Genomic DNA, 23380 nt, shown 5'->3' with positions numbered 1-23380 from the left:
CTTGAGAAAAGAGGGTGTCGCGATGGATTGGCTGTGGAAGGCGCTAGGTGGAAAGTCTGGGCGCAACCAGAAGCGGAGTCAGGCGATCGTCGATAAGGCGCAAGCCGCCGCTAATGCTTTAGAGCAGCTCGATGATGCCGCGTTGGCGCAGCGGGCGCGCGATGTGACGTCGACGGGTGAGCTCAGCGATCCTGCGGAATTCTTGGCGATCCTCGGCATCGCTACCAAGCGGACCCTGGGGATTCAGCCCTTTGCTGTGCAGTCTCAGGCGACGCTGCGCCTCTTGGAGGGCGATGTGGTGCATATGGCCACCGGTGAGGGGAAGACCCTGGTCGGGGCGATGGCAGCAACCGGTTATGCGCTCATGGGCAAGCGCGTGCATTCGATTACCGTCAATGATTATCTCGCGCATCGCGATGCTGAGTGGAACCGTCCGCTCATGGAGTTCTTCGGGCTGACAGTTGCCAGCATCACCGAGCAGATGGATGCGGTGGCACGTCGAGAAGCATACAAGTGCGACATCGTTTATGGGCCGGTCAATGAAATCGGCTTTGACGTGCTGCGCGATCAACTGATCACCTCCCGACGCCAGGCTGTACAGCGTGGCGCGGACGTCGCGATCGTCGATGAGGCGGACTCAGTGCTGGTCGACGAAGCGCTGGTACCCCTGGTGCTCGCAGGTTCTGAACCCGGCACCGCGCCGACCGGGCAGATCACGCAGGTGGTGCGCACCTTGGTGGAACAGCGTGACTTCACGATTGACTCCGACGGCCGCAACGCCTTCCTCACCGACGAGGGCGCACGTCGCGTGGAACAGGCACTGGGCATCGACTCGCTTTTCGACGACGAGCACGTCGGCACCACACTCGTGCACGTCAACCTGGCGCTGCATGCCCGCGCCCTGCTCATCCGCGATGTCCACTACATCGTTCGCGACGGCAAGGTGCAGCTCATCGACGCCTCCAAGGGGCGCGTTGCGGATTTGCAGCGCTGGCCCGATGGGATTCAGGCCGCCGTGGAAGCTAAGGAAGGGCTGGCTGTGACGGACGGCGGCCGGATCCTGGACTCGATTACTCTGCAAGCACTGATGGGGCGCTATCCGCTGGTGTGCGGCATGACCGGCACCGCGGTGGAGGCCACAGATCAGCTGCGTCAATTCTATGGGCTGCATGTTTCCGTCATTGATCGCAACCGTGAGTTGCAGCGTTTCGACCAAGCTGACTGCATCTACGCCACGACGGAGGAGAAGAATCGTGCCATCGTCGCCGAGATTCGTCGTCTGAGCGCCACCGGCCAGCCGGTGCTCGTGGGTACACACGATGTCGCCGAGTCGGAGGGGCTTGCCGCCGCCTTGGCGGAGTTCGACATCGAAACCTCCGTGCTCAACGCTAAGAATGATGCCGAGGAGGCCCGCATCATCGCGGAGGCTGGCGATATCGGGCGGGTGACAGTGTCCACACAGATGGCCGGCCGCGGTACCGATATTCGCCTCGGCGGTGCGGACGAGGCCGACCGGGATAAGGTTGTTGCGCTGGGAGGCTTGGCAGTTATCGGTACCGGCCGACACCGCACGTCCCGCCTGGATAACCAGTTGCGGGGCCGCGCCGGCCGTCAGGGTGATCCGGGTAGCTCGCTGTTCTTTGTGTCGCTGGAGGATGACGTGGTCGCCAGCGGCGGGGAAGGGGAGAATCTCACCGCCACTCCGGATGCTAGCGGCCTGATTAATACGAAGCGCGCGCAGCAATTCGTGGATCACTGCCAGCGGGTTACCGAAGGGCAGCTGCTGGAGATCCACGCACAGACCTGGAAGTACAACAAGCTGATTTCTGACCAGCGTCAGATCATCGACGAACGTCGGGCAGCGTTGCTGGATACCCCACGCGCCTGGGACGAGCTCGCCGAGCGTGCCCCGGAGCGGGCTGCGGCTCTGAGCGGGCTGCCACAGTCGGTGCTGGAGCAGGCCGCCCGTGAGATCATGCTCTTCCACCTGGATCGTTCCTGGAGTGATCACTTGGCCTTGCTCGACGATGTCCGCGAGTCCATTCATCTGCGGGCCATCGCTCGCGAAACGCCGCTCGACGAGTTCCACCGCATTGCTGTCACCGAGTTCAAGCAGTTGGCGCAGGCGGCCGTCGACAACAGCACGGACACCTTCCGCACGGTGCTTATCGACGCCGATGGTGCCCACCTCGAAAACGCCGGTTTGGTTCGCCCATCCGCCACGTGGACCTACATGGTGGGGGACAATCCGCTCGCTGAAACGGGAAGTTCTCTGGTTAATGGCTTTCGATCTATGTTCAATTGAGCTGCGGAAAGTCCAGTTTTCGGCAGTTTCGGAGGGCATGTGGTGCACCACGGGTAGGAACACCCGCTATGATGGAGCCATTACTTAGTAGGTGTAATCCAAACCCGGAGGTTTAAGAATAATGAGCGACAACACCGGTATTCCTGACGCAACAGTCGAGACCACCTCTGTTTTTCGTGCTGACCTGTTGAAGGAAATGGAATCCGGCGCGAGCTCCACTCCAGCTGTGGCGGGTAACGACAATCTTCCTGCAGGTGCAGCGCTGTTAGTGGTTAAGCGTGGTCCGAATGCTGGTTCTCGCTTCCTCTTGGATCAGGCCACGACCACTGCAGGCCGTCACCCAGAGTCCGATATCTTCCTGGATGATGTGACTGTTTCTCGTCGCCATGCAGAGTTCCGTATGAATGATGGCGAGTTCGAGGTTGTGGACGTCGGATCCCTCAACGGCACCTATGTGAACCGTGAGCCAAAGAACTCCCAGGTGCTTTCCACTGGGGACGAGGTTCAGATTGGCAAGTTCCGCTTGGTTTTCCTCGCTGGCCCTAAGGTCTAGGATTTCTTTTCATCGGCGCACGCGTGGCGCAGCTTAAAAGCTGGTCCCTTGCGCCGATTGTCCCCTGTCCCTACGAGCACACGAAGTGAAGTGACGCGTGAGCGCAGTAACTCAGCCAGCATCAGCAGCTGCAGCTCGAGCTCCGAAGCCCGCCAGGTCGGCCGCGGCAGCACGGGCATCTAAAACCTCGAAGACTCCGAAGACGATGTCTATCGGTGTGGTGCTAGACCGCTTGCAGCAAGAATTCGATGACATCACCGTCTCTAAGATCCGGTTCCTAGAATCGGAAGGCTTGGTGGCCCCGCAACGAACCGCCTCCGGCTATCGACGCTTCACCGAGGCTGACGTGGAGCGCTTGCGCTACATCTTGGTGACCCAGCGCGACAACTACTTGCCGCTGAAGGTGATCCGCGAGCAACTCGACGCGATGGACAATGGCACGGTCACTACGCTGTTGAGCGCCAAAGAAGCCAGCCCGATCATCAGCCCGGATAACTTCCGGGCGCCCGGCGCTGCCCGCCTGACCAATGATGATGTTGCAGAGCAAGCGGGAGTAACCGCCGAGGTGGTTGCGACTATCGCTGCTGCTGGTTTGATCCGTGGCGACCGTTCGGGATTCTTTACCGCGGATGATGTGCGGGTGGTGTCCACCTGTGCTGCGCTGGAAGAATTCGGCTTTGACGTGCGGCAGCTGCGCTCCCTGCGAAATACGGCCCAGCGTCAGGCTGACCTCATCGCTCAGGTAGCTGGTCCGATCGCGCAGTCTAAGAGTGATACTGCTCGCGAGCGCGCGGAAGAACTCTCCCAGCAGCTGACGGCTCTCGTCGTTTCTTTGCATGCCTCGCTCGTCAAGAGCTCTTTGCGCGACCAGCTGGGTTAAGGGCCAAAGTTATGGCATTCCTTCCCGTTGAGTTCGGTGGCGTCACGCCCATTGGGCCGGAGATGTTTCCTTGCGTGCTCCTACAATGGCTCGATCGTGGTTTGGTGCTTCCGATGTGGATCGCCGCCGCGGTAGCTGATGAGCTTGATATCCGCGACTCCGGAATGTCGCCACGACGTCCTAATGCTTATGACTTGTTGGTGGATGCCTACCAGCAACAGGGTGGCGGTGTATCTGAGATCCGTATTGTCAGTCAGCACCAGGGTGTGTTCATTGCTTCAATCGTGTTGCTTAATGGCGATGAGGTCGATGCCCGTGCGAGCGATGCCTTGGTGATTGCTCGGATCGTGCAGGCGCCGGTCTTGGTGGACGAGGATGTCTTGAACCAAACGTCGCTCTTTGTATCGGCCCCGGATCTTGCTTCCTATTTCGATTTGGTTATGGAGGCACCCGAAGTAGGGGAGGAATCTTCCTTCGGTGACGCGCAAGCAGATGCCGACTTTGAAGAGCTGATGCGCAGTTTGGGCGTATCCGAGGATGATTTACTCGGCGATGAGTAATTCTTGTCGAATCACCATGTGACCTGCCTGTGGGCAGGTTTTTTGTTTGTTAAAGAAGAAAACTAATGACACGCCTGTGATTAAAGGTGACAGAGTGACCCATTAGGCCTAAACTCTAAACTTGAGGTTGAAGTTTAGGGCGTGTCTGGTGGTGAACACTTGACGTTGGTCTAACCTTGCTTAAAGATAAGTGGTATTGCGACGAGCAAATAATTACAAGGGAGAAATTACGTGGATAACCGCACCGCAGAATTCGAAGAGCGCGCCGTGCAGGGTTCGCTGTTCGACGTCGGCCCCGACCAGGAGGTCGGCTACCGCGTACCGATCGCTTGCCAGGTCGCCGGAATCACTTACCGCCAGCTCGATTACTGGGCACGCACCAAGCTGGTTGTTCCCACTATCCGCGGTGCGCACGGCTCCGGTTCCCAGCGCCTGTACTCCTTCAAGGACATCCTGGTCCTGAAGATCGTCAAGGGGCTGCTCGATACTGGTATCTCCCTGCAAAACATCCGACTGGCCGTCGATAAGCTGCGTGACCTCGGCGTGGAAGACCTCGCCAACATCACGCTCGTCTCCGACGGCACCACCGTGTATGAGTGCCGTTCCAGCGAAGAGGTCATTGACCTGCTCGGTGGCGGACAGGGCGTCTTTGGTATCGCCGTACCGGGAATCATGAAGGAACTTACTGGCACTATTTCTGCCTTCCCTTCCGAGCGTGTCGACGTCGAGACCGCTTCTATCACGGACGAGCTTGCCGCACGTCGTCGTCGCCGCGTCGTAAGCTAAGTACCCGCAGCAACGATAAAGCCACCGCCTTCCTTGTTAACTCCCTGGGGAAGGCGGTGGCTTTTGCTGTAGTTAAGGAATTAGTTACCGAAGGCCTTGTCCAACGCCGGACCGAACTCCGCGTCCTTGCTAGCGACGGCTGCGGCGCCACCATGTGAGCTAGCCCAGTCGCTGAGTTCCTTATCCACTTCGCCATCGCCCACGTGTACCACCTGGAGCTGCACCTTGGTGGTATCGATGCCTGCCAATGCGGAATCCAATTGCCCGGCAGCACCGGCATCTGCCGTGCCAGTGGTGACAAAGACTACCTTCTGCGGCTTGTTGCTTTCCTTCGCATAATCCTGCGCGGTCTGCAGCGCACTCACCAACGTCGCATGCGTCAGCGGCTTACCGCCAGTTCCGAAGCGGGTGACCGCCGTGGCGGCGTTCTCACCGCGGCTGGTATCTTCCAGACCGACATTCGGCCGCCATCCGCGGGTGACACCAGGGGACATTGGCGAGGAATAGTTCCACAAGCCCACTTGCGCGCCCGCGGCACCAATCTTCCGAATCCTATCCGCCAGGGCGGTAGAGACTGCCGGGAACACCGGGTTGATGCCCTCGGAGGTGTCCAGGACGACCAGCGTATTAGATACCTTGCTCTGGGCTGCTGGCGTAGTGGTGGCTGGTGCCGCAGGCGTTGCAGGTCCAGCGACGGCGGCCGCAATCGTATCCGCTGCTGGGCCCTCCACCTTCGCGGAGTGCTCTTCCGCATAGCGAACAAACTCGGCGGCCGCGCGCGCCTTCTCCTCACTGGTAGCGGAGGAAGGATTCACAGCCAAAGCTCGGTTTGGCACGCTGAACACTGATGGATTCTGAGGCGCCTGGAAGGAATAACCAGCAGGAAGATCCTCATTCGGAGTGATGATTGCTTGCTTCTTCGCCACCGCCTGGTCGCAGGCCACCAGCTGAGGGGCATCATCCTGCATGGCCTTTGCTGCGATAGCGGCGGCGAGCGGTTGTTCCTTCAGGAAGGCCACATCGCGTACTTGCTCCCAGGACTCCAGTTTGTTTTTATCCAGGTAGCTCTGCGGCGCCGCGATTCCAATATCGCTCAGTGAAACAATGGGCCAGTCGCTGCTGGCAGCAGACTGCTGTGCAGCTGCTAGCTGCGCCTTCGTCCCAGCATCGCTGTCATTGCTGTAGACCAGTGCTGCTTCCGCCAGGGGAGCTTCGCTGAAGCCAGTGATGCAATAGTCCTGCACCATCGGATGCGTTGCGATGAACTCGTCCTGCAGCTTCGTGGCGGCCTTCGTCTCGCCGAGGAGGGCGAAGGGAACACTGAGGTCGCCGGCGGGGCACAGCGCTTTATTGTCGTGAGAATCGGCGGACTTGCCACGCACGAGGAACCACGCTGCCAGGAGCGCGATGACCACAACGACGGCAATCACACCATAGATGAGCTCTTTGGCAACTCCGCTGGTGCGATTGTCTGAACTGTGGCGACCCATGTACTTAACTCCCGGCTTCGACGCTGAATCTGTCTAATGCATTAATAAGATATTGCCTGATTGGGCCCGCAGAGTCACTGAGGGCGCGCTGGCGTGTCACGTATTCGGCCTTGCCAGCTGGGGTTTCAATAGGCACCATCCCCAGACCGAGGCTACGGCAATCGTAGGCAGAGGCCTCCATATCCAGCTGGCGGATGTCGCACGCTAGTTCGAAGGCATCCAGCCAGATATCCCCGGCAACCAGCGGGCCGAGCTTGTACGCCCACTTGTACAGGTCCATCCCGGCGTGCAAGCAGCCGCGCTGCTCGCACTCGACCTGGTCAGTGCGATTGAGCACCCGGAAATTTAGTGGTCGGGCCGGTTCGGTGAAGAATCGGAAAGCATCGTAATGAGTGCAACGAATGCTGTGAGATTCCACCACCCGGGCTGTTCCTTCCGGGCCCAGACGCAAGGGGAGTGAGTGCCGAGGTTGCTCGGTTCGGTACACCATGGCCCATTCGTGCAGCCCGAAGCAATCGAAATGCGCGGGATTGTCCTGCGTACGCCGGAGCAGTTCCGCAATAAACTCAAAGGATTCGCCCCGGCGCGCATGCAAGGCCGCGATATCGGCGGTCACTGCGGGTCCAGCATCCGTCTCGATCTGGCAGTAGTCGCGCCAGTCTAGGTGCGGGGGCGGGCTTTTGACGTCGATAAGCAGCGCGCGGCCGATACCCGGGTGCCAACGCGCCAGAATCGCCGGTTTGATCGGGTAGTAGTTGAACAGGAAGTCCCACACCGGGTGAGTTTCGCCCGCTTTACGACGCCGCAGGTGCTCCCGCGTCAGCGCTTCCGCGCGATCCTGGTGTTCTTGCTGCAACTGTTGCCACTGGGCCGGCTCAAGTAACTCAAGCACCCTTATGCGTCCCATCGCGAACGGTGCCCACGTATTCCTCGATGAGGTCCTCGAGGGTGATCAGGCCGATGAGTTGGCCGGAGTCTCGCACCTGCGCCATGTGGGCGCGGCGCTTGCGCATGGTGGCCATCGCTTCATCGAGTGAGGTGTTGGCTGCGAGCGTGGTCAACGGGCGCAGACTTGCGCGTGGCAGGATGGTATCGCGCTCGGCCTGGGTGCCGTCGAGACGGTCTAGGATGTCCTTCACATGCACATATCCGACGGGATTACCGCCCTTGGCAGTCACTGGGAAGCGCGAATATCCGGTGGCATTGACAGCGTCCATGAGCGCGCCCAGCGAAGGCCCCGTGGTGCCAAAATTCAGCATCCGTGCGTTCTCAATAGGGATGAGCACCTCGTTGATGCTGCGGGCATCGGAGCGCAGTGCCTTAGTCAGGCGGGCGGATTCCTCGGCATCCAGCAGCCCCTCCGAACGGGACTCCCGGATCATGGAGGCCAGTTCCTGCTGGTTGACGGTGGAGTCGAGCTCATCGCGTTGCTCCACTCCGAAGATTTTGAGTGTCAGTCGGGCCATGGAATTCATGGCATGCAGCAACGGACGGGTGAACTTCACAAAGAGGATATGTGCTGGAACGAGCATCATAGCGACTGTCTCGGGGCCGGCGATCGCGATGTTCTTAGGCACCATCTCGCCGAAGAGAATGTGCAGAATCGTGACGATGAGTAGAGCAATCGCAAAGGAGAGGGGATGCAGCAGGGCGTCGGGTAGCCCGGCGGCGTGGAAAGGAACCTCGATGAGGTGGGCGATCGCCGGTTCGCCGACTTTACCGAGGATCAGCGAGGCGATGGTGATGCCGAATTGGGCGCCGGCGAGCATCATCGAAAGGTCTTCGGAGGCCGCTAGGACCTGGCGGGCGCGTCCCTTACCCTGGGCGATGAGGGCTTCCAAGCGATCGCGGCGAGAGGTGATCAGGGAGAATTCGGCGCCCACGAAGAAGGCGTTGAGCGCGAGCAAGAATACGGTCAGCGCGATGGCGGATGTGAAACTCATCGTGTCAGCTCCTCGGCGCGTTCATTGGAGATCGGCTGGATGGTGACCCGGTCGACTCGGCGACCGTCCATCGCCAACACGAGCGCGGTCCACCTGCCGCGGATACCGGACTCAAACTCGTTGAAGGCGTCATTGCCCGCATCCGGCAGCACCACTAGATCGCCTTCCTCGGGGATCCGGCCGAGGACTGTCATAATTAGCCCGCCGAGGCTCTCATAAGGTCCCTCGGGTGGGTAATAGCCGATGGTTTCCGGAATGTCATCGATGCGGGCTAACCCGGAAACAGTCCAGGCGGCGCCGTCGCGAACGAAGTCACGTTCGGCCTCCGCGTCATCGTATTCGTCATAGACCTCGCCGAGGATCTCTTCGACCACGTCCTCGATGGTCACCAAGCCGGCAGTGCCGCCGTATTCGTCCGCTACGAGCACCACCTGCGAGCCCGCCGAGCGTACAGCCTCCAGGACGGAATCGCCATCGAGACTGGCGGGGATGACGGGCACCGGGCGTGCGATTGAGCGCAGCGTCACCGTCGCCCGCTTCTCGACGGGCACTGCAAAAGCATTCTTGACGTGCACGACACCGATAGTGTCATCGAGGTCTCCGTCGATGACGGGGAAGCGGGAATGTCCGGTATCCCGGGCCAATTCCAGCAGATCCGCCACGGTATCGTCTACGCTCAACGCTTCGATTTTCGAGCGCGGAGTCATAAAGTCTTCTGCGCTGGATTCGCCGAATTGCAGGGAGTTATTCACCAGTCGTGCTTTGGACTGGTCGAATTCTCCGTGCTCCACCGAGTTACGCACCAAGGACTGCAGTTCTTCTGCGGAGCGGGCGGATGCCAACTCATCAGCAGGTTCGATGTTGAATTTGCGCAGCACCGCATTCGCAGTGGAATTCATGCCGACGATGAACCATTTGAACACCATGTTGAAGGCATGCACTGGCCGGCTAGCAAAGCGGGCAGCCCGGAGGGGCTCGGTGATGGCATAGTTTTTAGGTACTAGTTCGCCGTAGACCATGGACAGCAGCGTCGCCACGATCATCGCGATGACCAGTGCTGCTGCCGTAGCAAGGGACTCACCCAATCCCGCCAGTTTGAGCACGGGCGTGAAGTAACGGGCCAGGATGGGCTCCGCAAGGAAACCAGTAGCCAGGGTGGTGATCGTGATGCCCAGCTGGGCGCCCGAAAGCACGAAGGAGAGGTTGTTATGGTCGCGCTGGACCGCGCGGGCTAGACCGTCGTCCTTCATGCGCACATGCTCTTCCACCGAAGATCGCTCGAGACCACTGAGCGCAAACTCGATGGCAACAAAGAGTCCGGTTCCCGCGGTCAGCGCGATGAATCCGAGCAGTGAAACGATGCTGATGAATATGTCCATGTGTAGCGGGCGAGGTGTCCTTTATCTGCGTTTACTGCGACGCGGTGCGGCCTTTTGACCACGTGGCGTTGCGATCGGGGTTTTCTTGGTGCGACGTCGAGGAGCGGAACCACCCTGGCCGGTTGCAGCCTTCCTTGGCTGTTGCTGGCCTGGTGTAGGCAAGGCTGTGCCACTAGGGCGACGCGCCCCCGTAATATCGACGAGCTTGCCGGGGTGGGCGAGGACATCGACCTCCGGGGCGGAGACTCCAGCCTTGTTTACCAAAGTGTCCACTTCCTTACGCTGCTCACTCATGACTAACGTGACGACGGCTCCGGAAGTTCCCGCACGCGCGGTACGTCCCGAGCGGTGCAGATAAGCCTTGTGCTCGGCGGGCGGATCGATGTGCACCACCAGCGAGACCCCCGAAATGTCGATACCGCGGGCCGCGATGTCGGTGGCAACCAACACGGGTACATCTCCGGAGGTGAAACCCTCGATCGCTGCGATGCGAGTGTTTTGGCCCTTGTCACCATGAATTCCGACGGCGTTGATGCCGACGCGACGCAGCTTCTTCACCTGGCGGTCCACACCATGCTTGGTCCGCATGAACATGATCGTTTTGCCTTCGCGGGCCGCGATCTGCAGCACGACCTCGCCACGCTGATCACGGTCGCCACACAGCAGACGGTAGTGCGTCATCGTGTCTACCGACGCCTCCACAGGCGCGGTCGAGTGAGTCACCGGGTCGTGCAGGTAGCGCTTTACCAGCTTATCGACGTCACCATCAAGCGTCGCAGAGAACAGCAAGCGTTGCCCCTGCGCGGGTGTCAGATCTAGCAGCTTACGAACCTGGGGCAGGAAGCCCATGTCAGCCATGTGGTCTGCTTCGTCGACGGCGGTGATGTCCACGGCGTCGAAAAACAGCTGCTTCTGGTTGATGAGGTCCTGGGCGCGGCCCGGGGTAGCCACCAAAATGTCTACCGGTCGGCTCAATGCCTTGATGTTGCGGCTGATGGCTACGCCACCAACGACGTCGATAATCCGCAGCCCTAGAGTGGCAGCCAACGGTTCGAGACGCTGTTGGATCTGCGCAGCGAGTTCGCGGGTGGGTGCGAGGATCAAGCCACGCGGATGTTTCGGCCGGGATGAACCGCTCTGCGATAGCCGAGTGAGCATCGGCAGGCCGAAGGTAAAAGTTTTACCGGAACCCGTAGGGCCACGGCCCAGGATGTCCCGCCCCGCCAAAGCGTTGGGGATAGCGGCTTCCTGGATCGGGAACGGGGCGGTGATGCCTTGATTGTTCAGCTCCTGAACAATAGGAACTGGCAGACCAAGGTCGGAAAAGGTATTCAACAGGTTTTAAGCCTCAATTTCAGAGCGATCGCCGCTCCACAGGGTGTGGAAGTGGCCCGACTTGTCGGTGCGCTCGTAGGTGTGTGCGCCGAAGAAATCGCGCTGGCCCTGGATGAGGGCTGCTGGCAATCGCTCTGCACGCAGGGAGTCATAGTATGACAGGGAAGAGGCGAAGACCGGGATAGGCAGGCCGAGTTGGGTCGAGGCAACTACCACGCGACGCCAAGAATCCATCAAGTTTGCCATTTCGCCATTGAAATATGGGTCGAGCAACAGGGACTCGACATCCGGGTTGGTGTCGTATGCCTCCTTGATGCGGTTGAGGAACTTAGCGCGGATGATGCAGCCGCCACGCCAGATGGTAGCCAGGTCACGAGGATCCACATCCCAGCCGTTCTCCAGAGCACCGGCCTTGATCTCATCGAAGCCTTGGGCATAAGCCACCAGCTTGGAGGCGTAGAGCGCACGGCGGACATCTTCGATGAACTGCTCGCGATCAGTTCCGAGCGCTTCCAAAGAGCTCAATTCGCCGGTTGGCAGGTTGCCCATCGTCGCGGCGCGCTGCGAGCGTGCACCGGAGAGCGCGCGGGCGAACACGGCTTCACCGATGCCAGTGGTAGCGATGCCGAGATCCAATGCGGCTTTCACTGTCCAACGGCCGGTGCCCTTTTGGCCAGCGGCATCGACAATGACGTCGATAAGCGGCTTGCCCGTTTCTGCATCCACCTGGGACAGCACCTCAGCGGTGATTTCTACCAGGTAGGAGTCCAGATCGCCGGTGTTCCATTCCTTGAACACCGCTGCGATCTCGGCAGGCTCCATGTTCGCGGCATAGCGCAGCAGGTGGTAGGCCTCGCCGATGACCTGCATGTCGGCGTATTCGATGCCGTTGTGGACCATCTTCACAAAGTGTCCAGCGCCGTCGGCTCCGATGTGGGTGCAGCACGGAACACCATCGACGACTGCAGCAATGGACTCCAGCAGCGGGCCAAGGGACTCATAAGATTCTTTAGGGCCGCCTGGCATGATCGCGGGACCGTTCAGTGCGCCTTCTTCGCCGCCGGAAATCCCAGCGCCCACGAAGTGCAGGCCACGAGCGGAGATTTCCTTTTCACGACGAATCGTGTCGGTGTACAGCGCGTTTCCGCCGTCGATGATGATGTCGCCGGGCTCCATGGCGTCGGCAAGCTGGTTGATCACTGCGTCGGTTGCGGCACCGGCCTGCACCATGATGATGGCGCGACGGGGGCGTTCCAGGGAAGCGACGAACTCTTCGATCGTCTTTGCCGGGATAAAGTCGCCGTCGGCTCCAAACTCGTGCATGAGCACTGCGGTCTTCTCGTAAGAGCGGTTAAAGACGGCGACAGTGTGGCCACGTGATGCGAAGTTGCGAGCCAGGTTCGAGCCCATGACGGCCAAACCAACAACCCCGATGTGAGCGCGGGCAGTGTTTCCGGTGTTCTCAGTCATGATGCCCATCGTACCTGCTCCACTCAGCGAGCTAGTTCAGCAACCGTCTAGAATCCCAGTCATGGAGATTTCCCAGTTGTTTGCGCAGGCCAAAGAACGACCATTGAGCCAGGAGGAACTCGCAGCTCTCAGCGAGGCCAATCGGGGCTTCGCGCAGCTCATCGGAATCAGATTCGTTCACGTCAGCACCGAGCGGGTGCAGGCTGAAATCCCCGTGACTCAGGATCTACTGCAGGTAGCAGGGCTAGTGAACGGTGGCGTGTACTGCAGCATTGGGGAAACCCTTGGTTCGATTGCGGGCCTGTGTGCTGCTGGTGGTCGCCCGGTGGTGGGGATCAATAACAGCACCAATTTCATTGCCTCCTGTGGCTCAGGTGTCATCGAAGCGGAGGCGGTTCCGGTGCATCTGGGGCACAGCACCCAGACTTTTGAGATCAAGTGTTTTCACCGCGATCGGCTGTTAGCGCAGACCATGCTTCGGACGATGGTGCTCGGGGGCTAAGCTCGCTGATATGAGTACCTGGAAGCAAATCGTCGCTGCCAATCCGGATCATTCCGAGAACTATGCGCGACGTTGGAAGAACTTTGCCGCAGAGGGCAGGGACATCAATGGGGAGGCGCGCTTTATCGACGCCCTCGCGCCCCGAAACGCCCGCATCCTCGATGCCGGCTGTGGGACGGGACGCGTCGGTGGTGAACTAGCGCGTCGCGGACACGACGTGGTCGGTGTGGACATCGACGAAACTCTGATCGGCTACGCCCGCGCCGATTTCCCGGACTGCCAATGGCATGTCGGTGACCTGGCCCAGGGCGAAGTGCCGGAGGGGCCATTCGATGTGATCGTATCGGCCGGCAACGTGATGACATTCCTCGCGGTGTCGGAGCGGCAGGCCGCTCTAGCCGCCTTAGGCAAGCAACTGTCCGCCGAAGGCCGCTTGGTGATTGGCTTTGGCACCAATCGTGGCTACCACTACCGCCAATTCCTCACGGACTGCGCCGCAGCGGGACTGAAAGAAAACCTGCTCCTCGGCACGTGGGACATTCAGCCTTTCACTCCCCAGTCCGACTTTATCGTCGCGATACTGAATCGCTAACTGCTCGCCCCGCGCAGACGCACACCGTGGTCCACGGGGCCGTTGCCCTGGCCCACCTCGAGTGCGTCCGCGTGCGCAATGGCCTCGCTGAGCCAATGCGTAGCCCACGTCAACGCCTCCGCCCAGTCGCCCGTCTGCCCGAAGCGGGTGGCCACAGCAGCGCTGAGGGAACATCCGGTGCCATGAGTGTTCTTGGTCGGGATGCGTGGGGTGGAGACCTGGGTGACGATGCCGGTGGCGTCGACAAGCCAATTGCCGGCCTCACTGCCGGAGAGATGACCGCCCTTGACCACCACGTGCGTTCCCGTCGCAGCGGCGAAGTTCTGTGCTGCCTGGAGGGCTGCCTCGGCGGTGTCGAGGTGCTCAGCGCTAAGCACCTCTAGTTCGGGAATATTGGGCGTGATTAGGTCGGCTTGGCCACACAGCTCGCGCAGGGCCGCTTCGGCCGAACTATCCAGCAAGCGGTCTCCGGAGCTTGCCACCATCACTGGGTCGAGAACCAGTGGGGCAGTGATGTCCGCGTACCACTCGGAGACGGTACGAATGATCTCCGCGTTTCCCAGCATCCCGACCTTAATGACGTCGATGTGCACATCATCCGAGACCGCACGTAATTGTTCTAGGAGGAAGTCCACGGGCGGGATATGGACGCTGCGCACTCCTTGGGTGTTCTGCGCAACCAGTGCGGTGACCACACTCATGCCGTAACCACCTGCGGCCAGGATTGCCTTCAAATCTGCTTGCACACCGGCGCCACCGGTTGGGTCGGTGCCGGCGATACTTAAAACTCTTGGGATAGCACGGTTCATGTTTGCGTCTCCTTGCAGCTATAACTAACCCCCGTGGCAGCGGTTGATTGTCGCAGAGGCCACGGGGGAATGAGGGAAGCGGGCGCTATTACTCGAGGAAGCCGCGAGCCTTACGCTGCTGGTCAGTAACGGTCATCTGCCAACGCTTAGGGGAGAGAACGTTGAGTCCCCACGCCCACGCGGCGGTCCAACGGTTGCGGTAGCCCACCAGGAACATGATGTGCACTGCGAGCCACATGAGCCAGCCGATGAGGCCGGTAGCCTCGATCTTGCCCATCTTCACCACTGCAGAGTAGCGGGCGACGGTCGCCATGGAGCCCTTGTCAAAGTACTCGAACTTAGGGCGTTCGGTGTTGGAGCGGCCCTCCAGCTCGAGGATGATCTGCTCGGCTGCGTATTCGCCGCCCTGCATTGCTACCTGTGCAACGCCCGGAAGGTTCTCGTAGTTGGCCATGTCACCAACCAGGAAGACGTTCTTGTAGTCGCCGACAGTGAGGTCGTCGTTGACAATCGCGCGACCTGCGCGGTCGGTTTCCGTACCGGCCTGCTCGGCCACCATCTTGGACAGTGGGCTAGCTGCGACGCCTGCGGACCAGATCTTGCAGAAGGATGGGATGACCTGAACGGACTCGTCCTTCATGTTCTTAACAGTGATGGCCTGCTCGTTGACATCGGTGACCATGGAGTTGAGCACGACGGTGACGCCGAGCTTTTCCAGGCGGCGCTGCGCATTGCGGCCCAAGCGCTTGCCGAATGGGGGCAGGACCTGTGGGGCGCCGTCGAGCAGGATGATCTTGGCCTGGGAAGGATCGATGTTGCTGTACTGATCCTTCAGAGTGCGGTTGGCCATTTCAGCAATCTGGCCAGCGAGCTCGACACCGGTTGGGCCGGCACCGACGATGGTGAAGGTCATGTAGCGCTCACGCTTTTCCATGTCCTCCGTCATGTCGGCGCGCTCGAAGGCCTCCATCAGTCGGGCACGGATCTCTAGGGCGTCATCAATAGACTTCATACCCGGTGCGAACTCAGCGAAGTGATCGTTTCCGAAGTAAGACTGACCGGCGCCAGCAGCAACGATCAAGGAATCGTAGCTAAAGATCTTGGTGTTGTTGCCCAGCTGGGTGGTGACGGTCTGTGCTTTGATATCGATGTCAGTCACGCGCGCCTTGACCACGGAGGCATTGTCCTGCTCGGCAAGGATCTGGCGAGTCGCGGGAGCAATTTCGCCAGAGGCGAGCAGGCCAGTTGCTACTTGGTAGAGCAGTGGCTGGAAGAGGTGGTGATTGGTGCGGTCGATGAGGGTGACATCAACATCGGCCTTCTTAAGGCGCTTGGTCGCGAACAATCCGCCGAAGCCGGATCCGATGACGACGACGTGGTGGCGACCACCGGATGGGCGAAAAGGCTGCTCGGTCATGAAAATGGTGCTCCTGAATGCTGAAGAAAACGGGTTGCATACTAATAGTAGACCCTGCTGGGATAGTGGTCACATTCAAGGTCAGACGGCGAAAATTTCGTTATGGAAAGCTGCCGTTTCCGTGTCGCTTCTCTAGTGTCACCAGCGGGCAAACTAAGCTGTCACTGTTCCCGCGTGTTAGCGATGATTGGAGGCCAAACTCGGTGGCAACCTATATTCCCGATCATCTCTCGACTGCTGATCCAGAGACTTGGCCGGCGATCGTCAACGTCCCAGAGCCTGGGATGCTCCTCAACATGCGCACGCGTCGCGCAGAACGACTGTTCGCCACTGCCTGTGCCAAGGCTGCAATAACACTTGAGGGGCCACACCCCGACGTGGTTGTCCTCCATGAGGAGCTGTTTGTTCGGCTAGCGGAGTCTGGGTGGCTGGGCCTAGCCGAGTCCTACATGGCCGGGGAGTGGACCGCAGAAGACTTGCCTGCTGTGTTGGCAAAGCTCCTGGCCAGCGGTTTTTCCCTGCGTACCCCGCGTTCCTTCCGTGGGCTTTCTGGAAAAGACCGCGGTGACGGCGCTGAGCTGCCCTCGGACCTAGTTCAGCTGTGTTCCACAGATGGGGTGAGCACGTTCGGAGGGTTGTTTGCCTCTGGTGTGCCGACGACAGTGCGCACCGCGATGAAGAGCTTCGTCTCGGGTGCAGGGCGGGGTAGTGAACCGGCGACCCATTTCGTGGATGTCACCTCGCTAGCGGCCCCGATAGATGTGGAACGGGCAGATCTGGGTGATGCGCAGCTGCGCGCCGCAGACAGTGTGCTGGATGCCAGTCACGTTGGCAGTGGCTCGGATGTTCTGGAGTTTCCAAGTTCCGGCGGTGCTTTGGCACTGCAGGCCTCGGCACGTGGCGCCACGGTTGATGTGCTCACTTCAGATGAGGAACACCGCCTCGCCCTTGATGAATTTATTATCCTCAACGGGGCCTCGGATCACGTCCACCCTTACTTGCTGGAGCATCCCATTCCGACCCGTGAGGACTGGCGTGGTCGCTATGACTGCATCCTGTCCTTGGAGAAGTTCGAGCACATGGGCAAGACCGGTCGCGTTGGGTTCCTGCGTTCCCTTGATCGGATGCTCACCATCGGCGGCTTCATCGGCATGCAGACAGTAGTGGCGACGGAAACCTTTGGGCCGAATAGTCGTGAGGCGCTGTCGGTCCTGCGCGGCTATGTGTGGCCGGCTCTTCGCTTCTCGACGACCAGAGAAATCCACCAACTCGTCGATAAAGAAACCGGCTTGCGGATCATCGCTGAAAAGCACTTCGGTGCCCACTATCTAGCGACCCTAAGATTGCAGCGAGAAACCTTTGAGGGCAACCTACGAGAAGCCGCGGCCGCGGGCTATGACCCGGTTTTCCGCCGGATGTGGATTTACCACTATGCCTTGTTGGAAGCGCTCTTCCAGCTGGGATGTCTAGACGCGGTGCAACTGACGTTGACCAGTAGGAATCGTTCGGGGCGTCGTTAAGCGAGCTAGAACAGCACCCAGCCTGCGAGCGCTGCGCCAAGAGCGATGGCCCAGGCAGGCACCTGCCACTTTGCCATTCCTAACCAACACAGTGCTGTGATGCTCAGGCTAGGGATCCCGGTAATACCGTGGGTGAACACTGGGTTGTAGAGCGCGGCTGCGAGCAGGCCGACGACGGCAGCATTAGCGCCCGCGAAGGCTTTGCGGGTGACAAGCGAGTGGGAGAGTCGATCCCAATAATGCAGGCCGAAGAGCACCAGCAGTGCTGACGGGGCGAAGATCGATATCGTGGCCAGCAATGCTCCCGGAATACCTATGTCGGCCGCTCCTAGGAAAGACGCGAACGTGAAAAGGGGACCAGGGACGGCCTGAGCTGCGGAATAGCCAGCCAGAAATTCTGTTTCACTGACCCAGCCTGTAGCTACCGTGTGTTGCTCCAATAGCGGCATCACCACGTGGCCACCGCCAAAGACAAGCGCACCGGAGCCGAAGTATGCGTTGATGAGTGAAATTAGATGACTGCCGGTGAACCTAGCGAGGAAGGGGAGTGACACTAGAGCTAGGACGAGCACAGTGAGAGAAGAAAGCGCGACCGATCGTGGCACGGAATGGATACCGTCGGTACTACTTGGCTCGCTGGCGGAGCAAAAACGTATTCCGAACAGCGCGGCGAGAGCAATGACTGCGATATGGGTCCACGGACTCGGGGCCGTGAGTATCGCGAGCCCGGCCGCCACGGCAATCGTTGCGGTGGCTTTGGAATGCGCCAAGTTTCTAGCCATACCCGCCACTGCGTGAAAGACCACTGCGACGGCAGCAGCGAGGAGGCCTTTGAGCCAGCCACTGTTGGGATCAACAAGGTCGCTGTCTTTGAGTAACAGTGCGAATGCGGTCAGAATAGCTGCAGAGGGCAGGGTGAAAGCCAGCCATGCCATGAGCATGCCGAGATACCCAGCTCGCCGAAATCCGATGACCATTCCAACTTGTGAAGATGCTGGGCCCGGTAAGAATTGGCACAAGGCCACAGTGTTGGCATAGGAAGCCTCGCTGAGCCAGCGACGTTCGTCCACGAATGCCGTCTTGAAATAGCCCAAGTGAGCAGTCGGGCCACCAAAAGATGTGAGCCCGAGCCTGGTGAATACAGTGAGCACTTCAAGTGCAGCGTGGGTGGGCATCTTAGAGCGAGCAGTCATAGTTGCTCAGTCTATGGTTGCCAAGTGCACTGTGCAGGGTAGGCGGTGGTTCTCTCTGGAAGCTTAGGGCGTATCTCTTGGGTTCCGGCCACGTTCTTTGTGCGCCTTAATAACCCGCCCGCAAAAACGGTATGGCGCTCAACGCGATCGGCATCATCGACAGGCCAGTAAGGTTGGTGAGAAAGTGATTAATCGCTAGCATTAGATCAGTGAACATTGAAATCTCCTTCAGGTTGTGAGGTTGCAGTATTAAGTAACTGAATCTATAAATCAGATTCGGAAACTTAGGCCCGAGTGTAACCAAGGAGATAATCGCCGTCTAGTGTTGCGGCCAACATTTGCTCGACGGCTTTTGGTGTGACTGCGTCCTTAGTTGATGCAGCACTTGGTTTCAGTGTCCCGTGAAGGTTCTCGGGTCGGTGGGAAAAGAGCGAGCACGCATGCGGGGCGGCATGGCGAGCGGATTAGGGGACGCTGTACCCACAACTCCTATTTGACATAATGTACATTATCGGACAATTGCTACATTTGCCGCTTATGTGGCCTTTAATGTCACAGTGACGTTATTGCCCTGGGTTCTCGCTCTTAGCTCGATAGGCAGATTTGAGTTGAAAACTTGTTAAGACGAACAATGCCAGCGCAATGAACGCTACTAGCGGCATGTCCCGTGTCAGTACGAACACAAAGAACCCAAGGATTCCTACGAGTCGTAGCCAAAGCCACGGAATCATGCGTTGCTGCATTAGTTACTTCTCCAGTGCCAGGCGGATGTTGAGATGGCCCTCGGCATCGATTTTCGCTGCCACAAAATCTGGAGTTTCTACGCCGTAGTCCAAGCGATTAATCGGGATCGCTGCGCCCACGACAAGGTTCTCTCCGGTACGCAGGACGTCCAGCTTGGCGTCGATATGCTTGGAGACGCCGTGAATGGTTAGCGTGCCGGGAACCGTCACTTGGCCGATGCTTGCATTTTCTGGGATGTGGCTGACATCTACGTTCGCGTTCTCATCGGCGACGAAGGTGGCTGTCGGATAGGAATCGGTCTCCAGTAGCTTCATGCGAACGTTGATGTCGCGCTTCTGGCGGTCCGTTTCAATTGTTGCCATGTCAATAGTAATGTTGGCCTTGGTGAGCTTGCCATTTTCAATAGCTACATCTCCAGAGGCATCCTTAGTGCTACCCGAGGTGGCGCGCCGCTCACCCGGCAGGATCTCCCAAAAGGTGTACCCCACAGAGGTCGGGTTACCAGGAGCTGCCTTTGTCACAGTCCAATTGCCATTGAAATCCGTAGAGGCATTCTTAGCCCCCTCGACCGTAATACCCTCAGTTTTCACACCAGGAGTCATGTAGGCCTTGTATGCCACGGGAACTACGCTGACCAGAGCGATCGTCAGGATCGCGACAACGGCCGCGATGACCAGTTTGTTGTTATAGGTCTTCTGCATGTTCGGTTTCAACCTAACGTAGTTTCTCAATAGCGCGAGTAAGCTCGACTAAATCTTCACACAGCTCGCGTAGTTCTTCACCGGTTGCGCCTTCCGACGCTGCCGTCGCTATGTCCTCCGCGCTGCAACGCAGTTCGAAGAGCGAATCCTTGAGCTGCGAAACCTTTTCTGGACGCAGTATCACTGCCTCGGCTGGGATACTCGTGCCTGCGACGTTACTGCGTTGCTCGTAGGCTCGTTGCCGGCAGGATTGGCCACAATACTTCTTTGGGCGTCCACGCCCAGAAGCATCGATCTGCTTTCCGCACCAAGCACACGTGACTTCCTTCGTAGAATCCACAGCGGAGCCTGCCGAAGATGAATACGGTTTCACGCAGTTCACCATAGCTTATTCTTCAGGCCTCTTCCTAAACCCCACGTGCATAGACGCACCAACAACAGCTATAATGGCCAAATATTCTCCCGTGTCCACCTTTTTGTGGGTGTGCAAACAATCGGGTACCGTCCCCTAGACAATAAAGGACTGAACTTACATGGCAGATCGCGTACTTCGTGGCAGCCGCATGGGCGCCGTTTCTTATGAAACGGATCGAGACCACGACCTCGCGCCACGCCAATTGGTCAAATACAAGACCGATACCGGTGAGGTTTACGAGGTCCCCTTCGCAGACGATGCTGAAATTCCTAGCACCTGGATGTGCAAGAACGGCCAAATGGGCACCCTCATGGAGGGCGAAGGCCAAGACTCTAAGGAAATCAAGCCGCCGCGTACCCACTGGGACATGCTGCGCGAGCGTCGTAGCCTAGAAGAACTCGACACGCTGCTTGAAGAGCGCGTGGAGCTGCTGCGCAAGCGTCGTCGTAACGCCGCCCGCCTACTCAAGCAACAACAAGAAGAGGCCGCACAGCAGGCCCAGGGTTAATCCCCCGGCGACCTATCGCCTACCAATCGCGCAATGTGCAGCGCTAGGTAGGCGATTTCGTCTTTTGTGAGCTCCGTGCCAAGGCGCAGCTGCAGGATCGTAGCAAGCTTCTGTGCACAATCGACCACTAAAGGCTGAGTGGCCGCTAACGACTCCCACAGCGCCTCAGCCCCATCCTGCAGTTGTTGGCCGTGTGCGGCCCGGATGAAAAAGTAACGCATATGGGTGATAAAGCGCGCGGCGTTGACGCCCGTTGGGTCAATTTCCAGGTCGAAAGCCTCCGAGATGATACCTAAGAGCTGAGGAAACACATCAGTCATGGCGAAAGTGGAAGTTAAATCCGCCGTGCGGAATCCCGCATTGACCAGGTGTAAGGCGATGGCGACCTTCTCAGAATCCGGCAGTGGCGGCTCGATCTCCTGGTTGATCTGCGCAAGTATCTGACCTGCGATAGCAAATTCGGTGGGATAGAGATGGACCACTTCTGCAGCCAGAGGATTTGCGCGTGGACTTGGATCCAAACGCAGCCTTTGCATTGCCATGTGGAGGTGATCTGCCAGGGAAACTATGGTGGCCGACGATACTGCCACCGGTAGCTGGTTCCGAACAGCTTCCAACGCGCGAGTTGCCATATCCAAGTAGCCAAGTGGGATCGCCGCGAGCAGCCCGGCCATGCGATGAGTGTCTAGCGCTCTCTCCGGGACGAAGATCCGGGTCGCTTCCGCTGCGTCGATGGAATCACCAGGTCGCTTCTGGAAGCCTATTCCCCATCCGGTGAGCACAACCTCCGTGCCATCTGGCTTTTGAGACAGCACGACGTTGTTGTTCAATGCCCTGATCACCTTCACAGCTTCTAACCTACCGAAGGCTTCTTCAGCGAAGCACCGTTTGACTCGATCACCTGCTTGTACCAATCAAAGGACTGCTTGCGGTAGCGTGCCAGCGTCCCGGTGCCGTCATCATTACGATCCACATAGATGAAACCGTAGCGTTTGGACATTTGGGCGGTTGATGCCGAAACTAGGTCGATGCAACCCCAGGTGGTGTAGCCCATCACGGGAATCCCATCGCCAATTGCCAACCCCAGCTGGTAGAGATGGTCATTCAGGTAGGAGATGCGGTAGTCATCGGCGACTGTTTTGCCGTCGGGGCCGCCGTCGATAAGCTCATCGCGCGCTCCCAGACCATTTTCGACGACGAACAGTGGCTTGTGCCAGCGGTCCCACATCGTATTCGCGATGATGCGCAAACCCACAGGGTCGATAGCCCAGCCCCACTCGGATACTGGAACCTCAGGGTTGACATAGCCACCCATGACATTTCCGCCACCGGTGGTAGCAGAACTCGGGTCGGCGGTCTCCCCTACGGACATGTAATAGGAGAAGGATACGAAGTCGACGGTGTTTTCTTTCAGCAGCGCGGCATCATTCGGCCCCCATTCGATGGCTACGCCTTCTTCCCGGAAGACGCGTTGCAACGCGGCGGGGTATTCGCCGTAAACGTGGATGTCGCCGAACGCCATGTCCACTTGGGACTGCCACTGCGCTGCCCGCTGGTCGGTGGGTTTGGAGGTCAGCGGATAGCGCGGGATCGCGATGACCATGCACCCGATCTGGTTCTCCGGATCAATCTCGTGCGCGATTTTGGTGACTAATGCACTGGCCACTAGCTCATGGTGAATGGCCTGGTAGAGCTCCTGGGAGGTAACTTCCTTGCGAGCGACTTCGATGCCGCCGGCCATGAATGGATTGTGCAGGATGGCATTGATCTCGTTGAAGGTGAGCCAGTACTTCACGCGGCCCCGGTAGCGCTCAAATACGGTGCGGGCGTAGCGAGCGAAGAAGTCGATGAGCCTGCGGTCGCGCCAGCCGCCGTATTCGCGGGCCAGCGCCAAGGGGGTCTCATAGTGTGAGAGCGTCACCAACGGCTCGATGCCATACTTTTCCAGCTCGTCGAGGACTCGGTCATAAAATGCCAGCCCTTCCTCATTCGGCTCGGCCTCGTCACCGCGGGGGAAAATTCGGGACCAGGCGATGGAGAATCGGAAGGTCTTAAAGCCCATTTCCGCAAAGAGTTTGATGTCTTCGGCGTAGCGATGATAGAAATCGATGGCCACGAGCTTGAGGTTCTCGGGAGTTGGTTCGGGAGAAGACAAAGTGGCCAGGCCGTCCGGCATCACATCTTGGATCGATAGCCCCTTGCCCCCTTCGTCATAGGCGCCTTCGATTTGGTTTGCGGCTGTCGCGCCGCCCCACAGGAAGTTATCTGGAAACATGTC

Annotated in this window: 22 protein-coding genes; 9 read left to right on the top strand and 13 right to left on the bottom strand. The window is 59.0% G+C overall.

Translation table 11 applies throughout. The features are described from left to right. The first annotated feature begins 22 nt into the window (after window positions 1-22). From secA2 to WG915_RS01700, 5 genes are all read left to right on the top strand, one after another. Window positions 23-2305: an accessory Sec system translocase SecA2 gene (secA2, locus tag WG915_RS01720; RefSeq protein WP_339563631.1), complete on the top strand. Its 2283-nt coding sequence runs from the start codon at window positions 23-25 to the stop codon at window positions 2303-2305. A gap of 121 nt (window positions 2306-2426) precedes the next feature. After that, a complete protein-coding gene (gene odhI, locus WG915_RS01715) occupies window positions 2427-2858 on the top strand; it encodes an oxoglutarate dehydrogenase inhibitor Odhl (RefSeq protein WP_339563630.1) in 432 nt (143 codons plus the stop codon). Window positions 2859-2955: 97 nt separating this feature from the next. Next, the gene (ftsR, locus tag WG915_RS01710; protein WP_339563629.1) at window positions 2956-3738 is read left to right on the top strand and encodes a transcriptional regulator FtsR; all 783 of its coding nucleotides are present in this window, start codon (window positions 2956-2958) and stop codon (window positions 3736-3738) included. A gap of 11 nt (window positions 3739-3749) precedes the next feature. Then, window positions 3750-4298: a bifunctional nuclease family protein gene (locus WG915_RS01705; RefSeq protein ID WP_339563628.1), complete on the top strand. Its 549-nt coding sequence runs from the start codon at window positions 3750-3752 to the stop codon at window positions 4296-4298. 231 nt (window positions 4299-4529) lie between these two features. Then, the gene (locus WG915_RS01700) at window positions 4530-5084 is read left to right on the top strand and encodes a MerR family transcriptional regulator (RefSeq protein ID WP_339563627.1); all 555 of its coding nucleotides are present in this window, start codon (window positions 4530-4532) and stop codon (window positions 5082-5084) included. A gap of 80 nt (window positions 5085-5164) precedes the next feature. Here the strand turns inward: WG915_RS01700 and WG915_RS01695 are convergent, their stop codons facing one another. The 6 genes from WG915_RS01695 to gndA are packed head-to-tail and all read right to left on the bottom strand — an operon-like array spanning window position 5165 to window position 12701. Beyond that, on the bottom strand, window positions 5165-6574 hold the full coding sequence (locus tag WG915_RS01695; protein WP_339563626.1) for a vWA domain-containing protein: 1410 nt from the start codon (window positions 6572-6574) through the stop codon (window positions 5165-5167). Window positions 6575-6578: 4 nt separating this feature from the next. Further along, complete coding sequence (locus tag WG915_RS01690) at window positions 6579-7481, bottom strand: 3-methyladenine DNA glycosylase (RefSeq protein ID WP_445227759.1); 903 nt, start codon at window positions 7479-7481, stop codon at window positions 6579-6581. Beyond that, entirely contained in the window at window positions 7459-8517 is a 1059-nt protein-coding gene (locus WG915_RS01685) for a hemolysin family protein (protein WP_339563624.1), read from the bottom strand. The genes WG915_RS01690 and WG915_RS01685 overlap by 23 nt, the downstream gene beginning before the upstream one ends. Then, entirely contained in the window at window positions 8514-9896 is a 1383-nt protein-coding gene (locus WG915_RS01680; protein ID WP_339563623.1) for a hemolysin family protein, read from the bottom strand. The genes WG915_RS01685 and WG915_RS01680 overlap by 4 nt, the downstream gene beginning before the upstream one ends. Window positions 9897-9917: 21 nt before the next feature. Further along, on the bottom strand, window positions 9918-11231 hold the full coding sequence (locus WG915_RS01675; RefSeq protein ID WP_339563622.1) for a DEAD/DEAH box helicase: 1314 nt from the start codon (window positions 11229-11231) through the stop codon (window positions 9918-9920). A 6-nt stretch (window positions 11232-11237) separates the two neighbouring features. Next, window positions 11238-12701 carry an NADP-dependent phosphogluconate dehydrogenase gene (gene gndA, locus WG915_RS01670; RefSeq protein WP_339563621.1) on the bottom strand — a complete coding sequence of 488 codons (1464 nt, stop codon included), beginning with the start codon at window positions 12699-12701 and terminating at the stop codon, window positions 11238-11240. Between the two features lie 61 nt (window positions 12702-12762). On the opposite strand from gndA, the gene WG915_RS01665 reads away from it, so the two are divergent. Next, entirely contained in the window at window positions 12763-13203 is a 441-nt protein-coding gene (locus tag WG915_RS01665; RefSeq protein ID WP_339563620.1) for a PaaI family thioesterase, read from the top strand. 10 nt (window positions 13204-13213) lie between these two features. Continuing rightward, window positions 13214-13795: a class I SAM-dependent methyltransferase gene (locus WG915_RS01660; protein ID WP_339563619.1), complete on the top strand. Its 582-nt coding sequence runs from the start codon at window positions 13214-13216 to the stop codon at window positions 13793-13795. Here WG915_RS01660 and thiD read toward each other — a convergent pair. Both thiD and WG915_RS01650 read right to left on the bottom strand, forming a co-directional pair. Then, complete coding sequence (gene thiD / locus WG915_RS01655) at window positions 13792-14604, bottom strand: bifunctional hydroxymethylpyrimidine kinase/phosphomethylpyrimidine kinase (RefSeq protein ID WP_339563618.1); 813 nt, start codon at window positions 14602-14604, stop codon at window positions 13792-13794. The two genes, WG915_RS01660 and thiD, sit on opposite strands and share 4 nt — an antisense overlap. An 88-nt stretch (window positions 14605-14692) precedes the next feature. After that, window positions 14693-16021 carry an NAD(P)/FAD-dependent oxidoreductase gene (locus WG915_RS01650; RefSeq protein ID WP_339563617.1) on the bottom strand — a complete coding sequence of 443 codons (1329 nt, stop codon included), beginning with the start codon at window positions 16019-16021 and terminating at the stop codon, window positions 14693-14695. Between the two features lie 203 nt (window positions 16022-16224). Between WG915_RS01650 and WG915_RS01645 the strand changes: the two genes are divergently transcribed. Further along, entirely contained in the window at window positions 16225-17541 is a 1317-nt protein-coding gene (locus WG915_RS01645) for a class I SAM-dependent methyltransferase (protein WP_339563616.1), read from the top strand. 5 nt (window positions 17542-17546) lie between these two features. Here the strand turns inward: WG915_RS01645 and chrA are convergent, their stop codons facing one another. The 3 genes from chrA to WG915_RS01630 form a co-directional block, all read right to left on the bottom strand. Next, window positions 17547-18734 carry a chromate efflux transporter gene (chrA, locus tag WG915_RS01640; protein ID WP_445227758.1) on the bottom strand — a complete coding sequence of 396 codons (1188 nt, stop codon included), beginning with the start codon at window positions 18732-18734 and terminating at the stop codon, window positions 17547-17549. Window positions 18735-19480: 746 nt separating this feature from the next. Further along, window positions 19481-20179: a YceI family protein gene (locus WG915_RS01635; RefSeq protein ID WP_339563615.1), complete on the bottom strand. Its 699-nt coding sequence runs from the start codon at window positions 20177-20179 to the stop codon at window positions 19481-19483. Between the two features lie 13 nt (window positions 20180-20192). Further along, window positions 20193-20519, bottom strand: coding sequence for a hypothetical protein (locus WG915_RS01630; protein ID WP_445227762.1), 327 nt, complete (start codon window positions 20517-20519; stop codon window positions 20193-20195). 193 nt (window positions 20520-20712) lie between these two features. On the opposite strand from WG915_RS01630, the gene WG915_RS01625 reads away from it, so the two are divergent. Then, window positions 20713-21102 carry an RNA polymerase-binding protein RbpA gene (locus tag WG915_RS01625; RefSeq protein WP_339563613.1) on the top strand — a complete coding sequence of 130 codons (390 nt, stop codon included), beginning with the start codon at window positions 20713-20715 and terminating at the stop codon, window positions 21100-21102. On the opposite strand, the gene WG915_RS01620 is transcribed toward WG915_RS01625, so the two are convergent. Beyond that, window positions 21099-21950 carry a PRD domain-containing protein gene (locus WG915_RS01620; RefSeq protein ID WP_339563612.1) on the bottom strand — a complete coding sequence of 284 codons (852 nt, stop codon included), beginning with the start codon at window positions 21948-21950 and terminating at the stop codon, window positions 21099-21101. The genes WG915_RS01625 and WG915_RS01620 overlap by 4 nt on opposite strands. Before the next feature lie 5 nt (window positions 21951-21955). Next, a complete protein-coding gene (gene ascB, locus WG915_RS01615; protein ID WP_339563611.1) occupies window positions 21956-23377 on the bottom strand; it encodes a 6-phospho-beta-glucosidase in 1422 nt (473 codons plus the stop codon). Between the last annotated feature and the right edge of the window lie 3 nt (window positions 23378-23380).

The organism is Corynebacterium sp. H128 (genome assembly GCF_037482625.1).
Lineage (GTDB): Bacteria > Actinomycetota > Actinomycetes > Mycobacteriales > Mycobacteriaceae > Corynebacterium.
Note: the sequence above shows the minus strand (reverse complement) of the source record. Positions and strands in the feature narration are given on the sequence as shown.

Excerpts from the sequence above, each read along its gene's own strand:
- secA2 (WP_339563631.1), top strand. The coding sequence starts at position 23 with ATGGATTGGCTGTGGAAGGCGCTAGGTGGAAAGTCTGGGCGCAACCAG.
- odhI (WP_339563630.1), top strand. The coding sequence starts at position 2,427 with ATGAGCGACAACACCGGTATTCCTGACGCAACAGTCGAGACCACCTCT.
- WG915_RS01705 (WP_339563628.1), top strand. The coding sequence starts at position 3,750 with ATGGCATTCCTTCCCGTTGAGTTCGGTGGCGTCACGCCCATTGGGCCG.
- WG915_RS01695 (WP_339563626.1), bottom strand. The coding sequence starts at position 6,574 with ATGGGTCGCCACAGTTCAGACAATCGCACCAGCGGAGTTGCCAAAGAG.
- WG915_RS01690 (WP_445227759.1), bottom strand. The coding sequence starts at position 7,481 with ATGGGACGCATAAGGGTGCTTGAGTTACTTGAGCCGGCCCAGTGGCAA.
- WG915_RS01685 (WP_339563624.1), bottom strand. The coding sequence starts at position 8,517 with ATGAGTTTCACATCCGCCATCGCGCTGACCGTATTCTTGCTCGCGCTC.
- WG915_RS01680 (WP_339563623.1), bottom strand. The coding sequence starts at position 9,896 with ATGGACATATTCATCAGCATCGTTTCACTGCTCGGATTCATCGCGCTG.
- gndA (WP_339563621.1), bottom strand. The coding sequence starts at position 12,701 with ATGACTGAGAACACCGGAAACACTGCCCGCGCTCACATCGGGGTTGTT.
- WG915_RS01665 (WP_339563620.1), top strand. The coding sequence starts at position 12,763 with ATGGAGATTTCCCAGTTGTTTGCGCAGGCCAAAGAACGACCATTGAGC.
- WG915_RS01660 (WP_339563619.1), top strand. The coding sequence starts at position 13,214 with ATGAGTACCTGGAAGCAAATCGTCGCTGCCAATCCGGATCATTCCGAG.
- thiD (WP_339563618.1), bottom strand. The coding sequence starts at position 14,604 with ATGAACCGTGCTATCCCAAGAGTTTTAAGTATCGCCGGCACCGACCCA.
- WG915_RS01650 (WP_339563617.1), bottom strand. The coding sequence starts at position 16,021 with ATGACCGAGCAGCCTTTTCGCCCATCCGGTGGTCGCCACCACGTCGTC.
- chrA (WP_445227758.1), bottom strand. The coding sequence starts at position 18,734 with ATGACTGCTCGCTCTAAGATGCCCACCCACGCTGCACTTGAAGTGCTC.
- WG915_RS01635 (WP_339563615.1), bottom strand. The coding sequence starts at position 20,179 with ATGCAGAAGACCTATAACAACAAACTGGTCATCGCGGCCGTTGTCGCG.
- WG915_RS01625 (WP_339563613.1), top strand. The coding sequence starts at position 20,713 with ATGGCAGATCGCGTACTTCGTGGCAGCCGCATGGGCGCCGTTTCTTAT.
- ascB (WP_339563611.1), bottom strand. The coding sequence starts at position 23,377 with ATGTTTCCAGATAACTTCCTGTGGGGCGGCGCGACAGCCGCAAACCAA.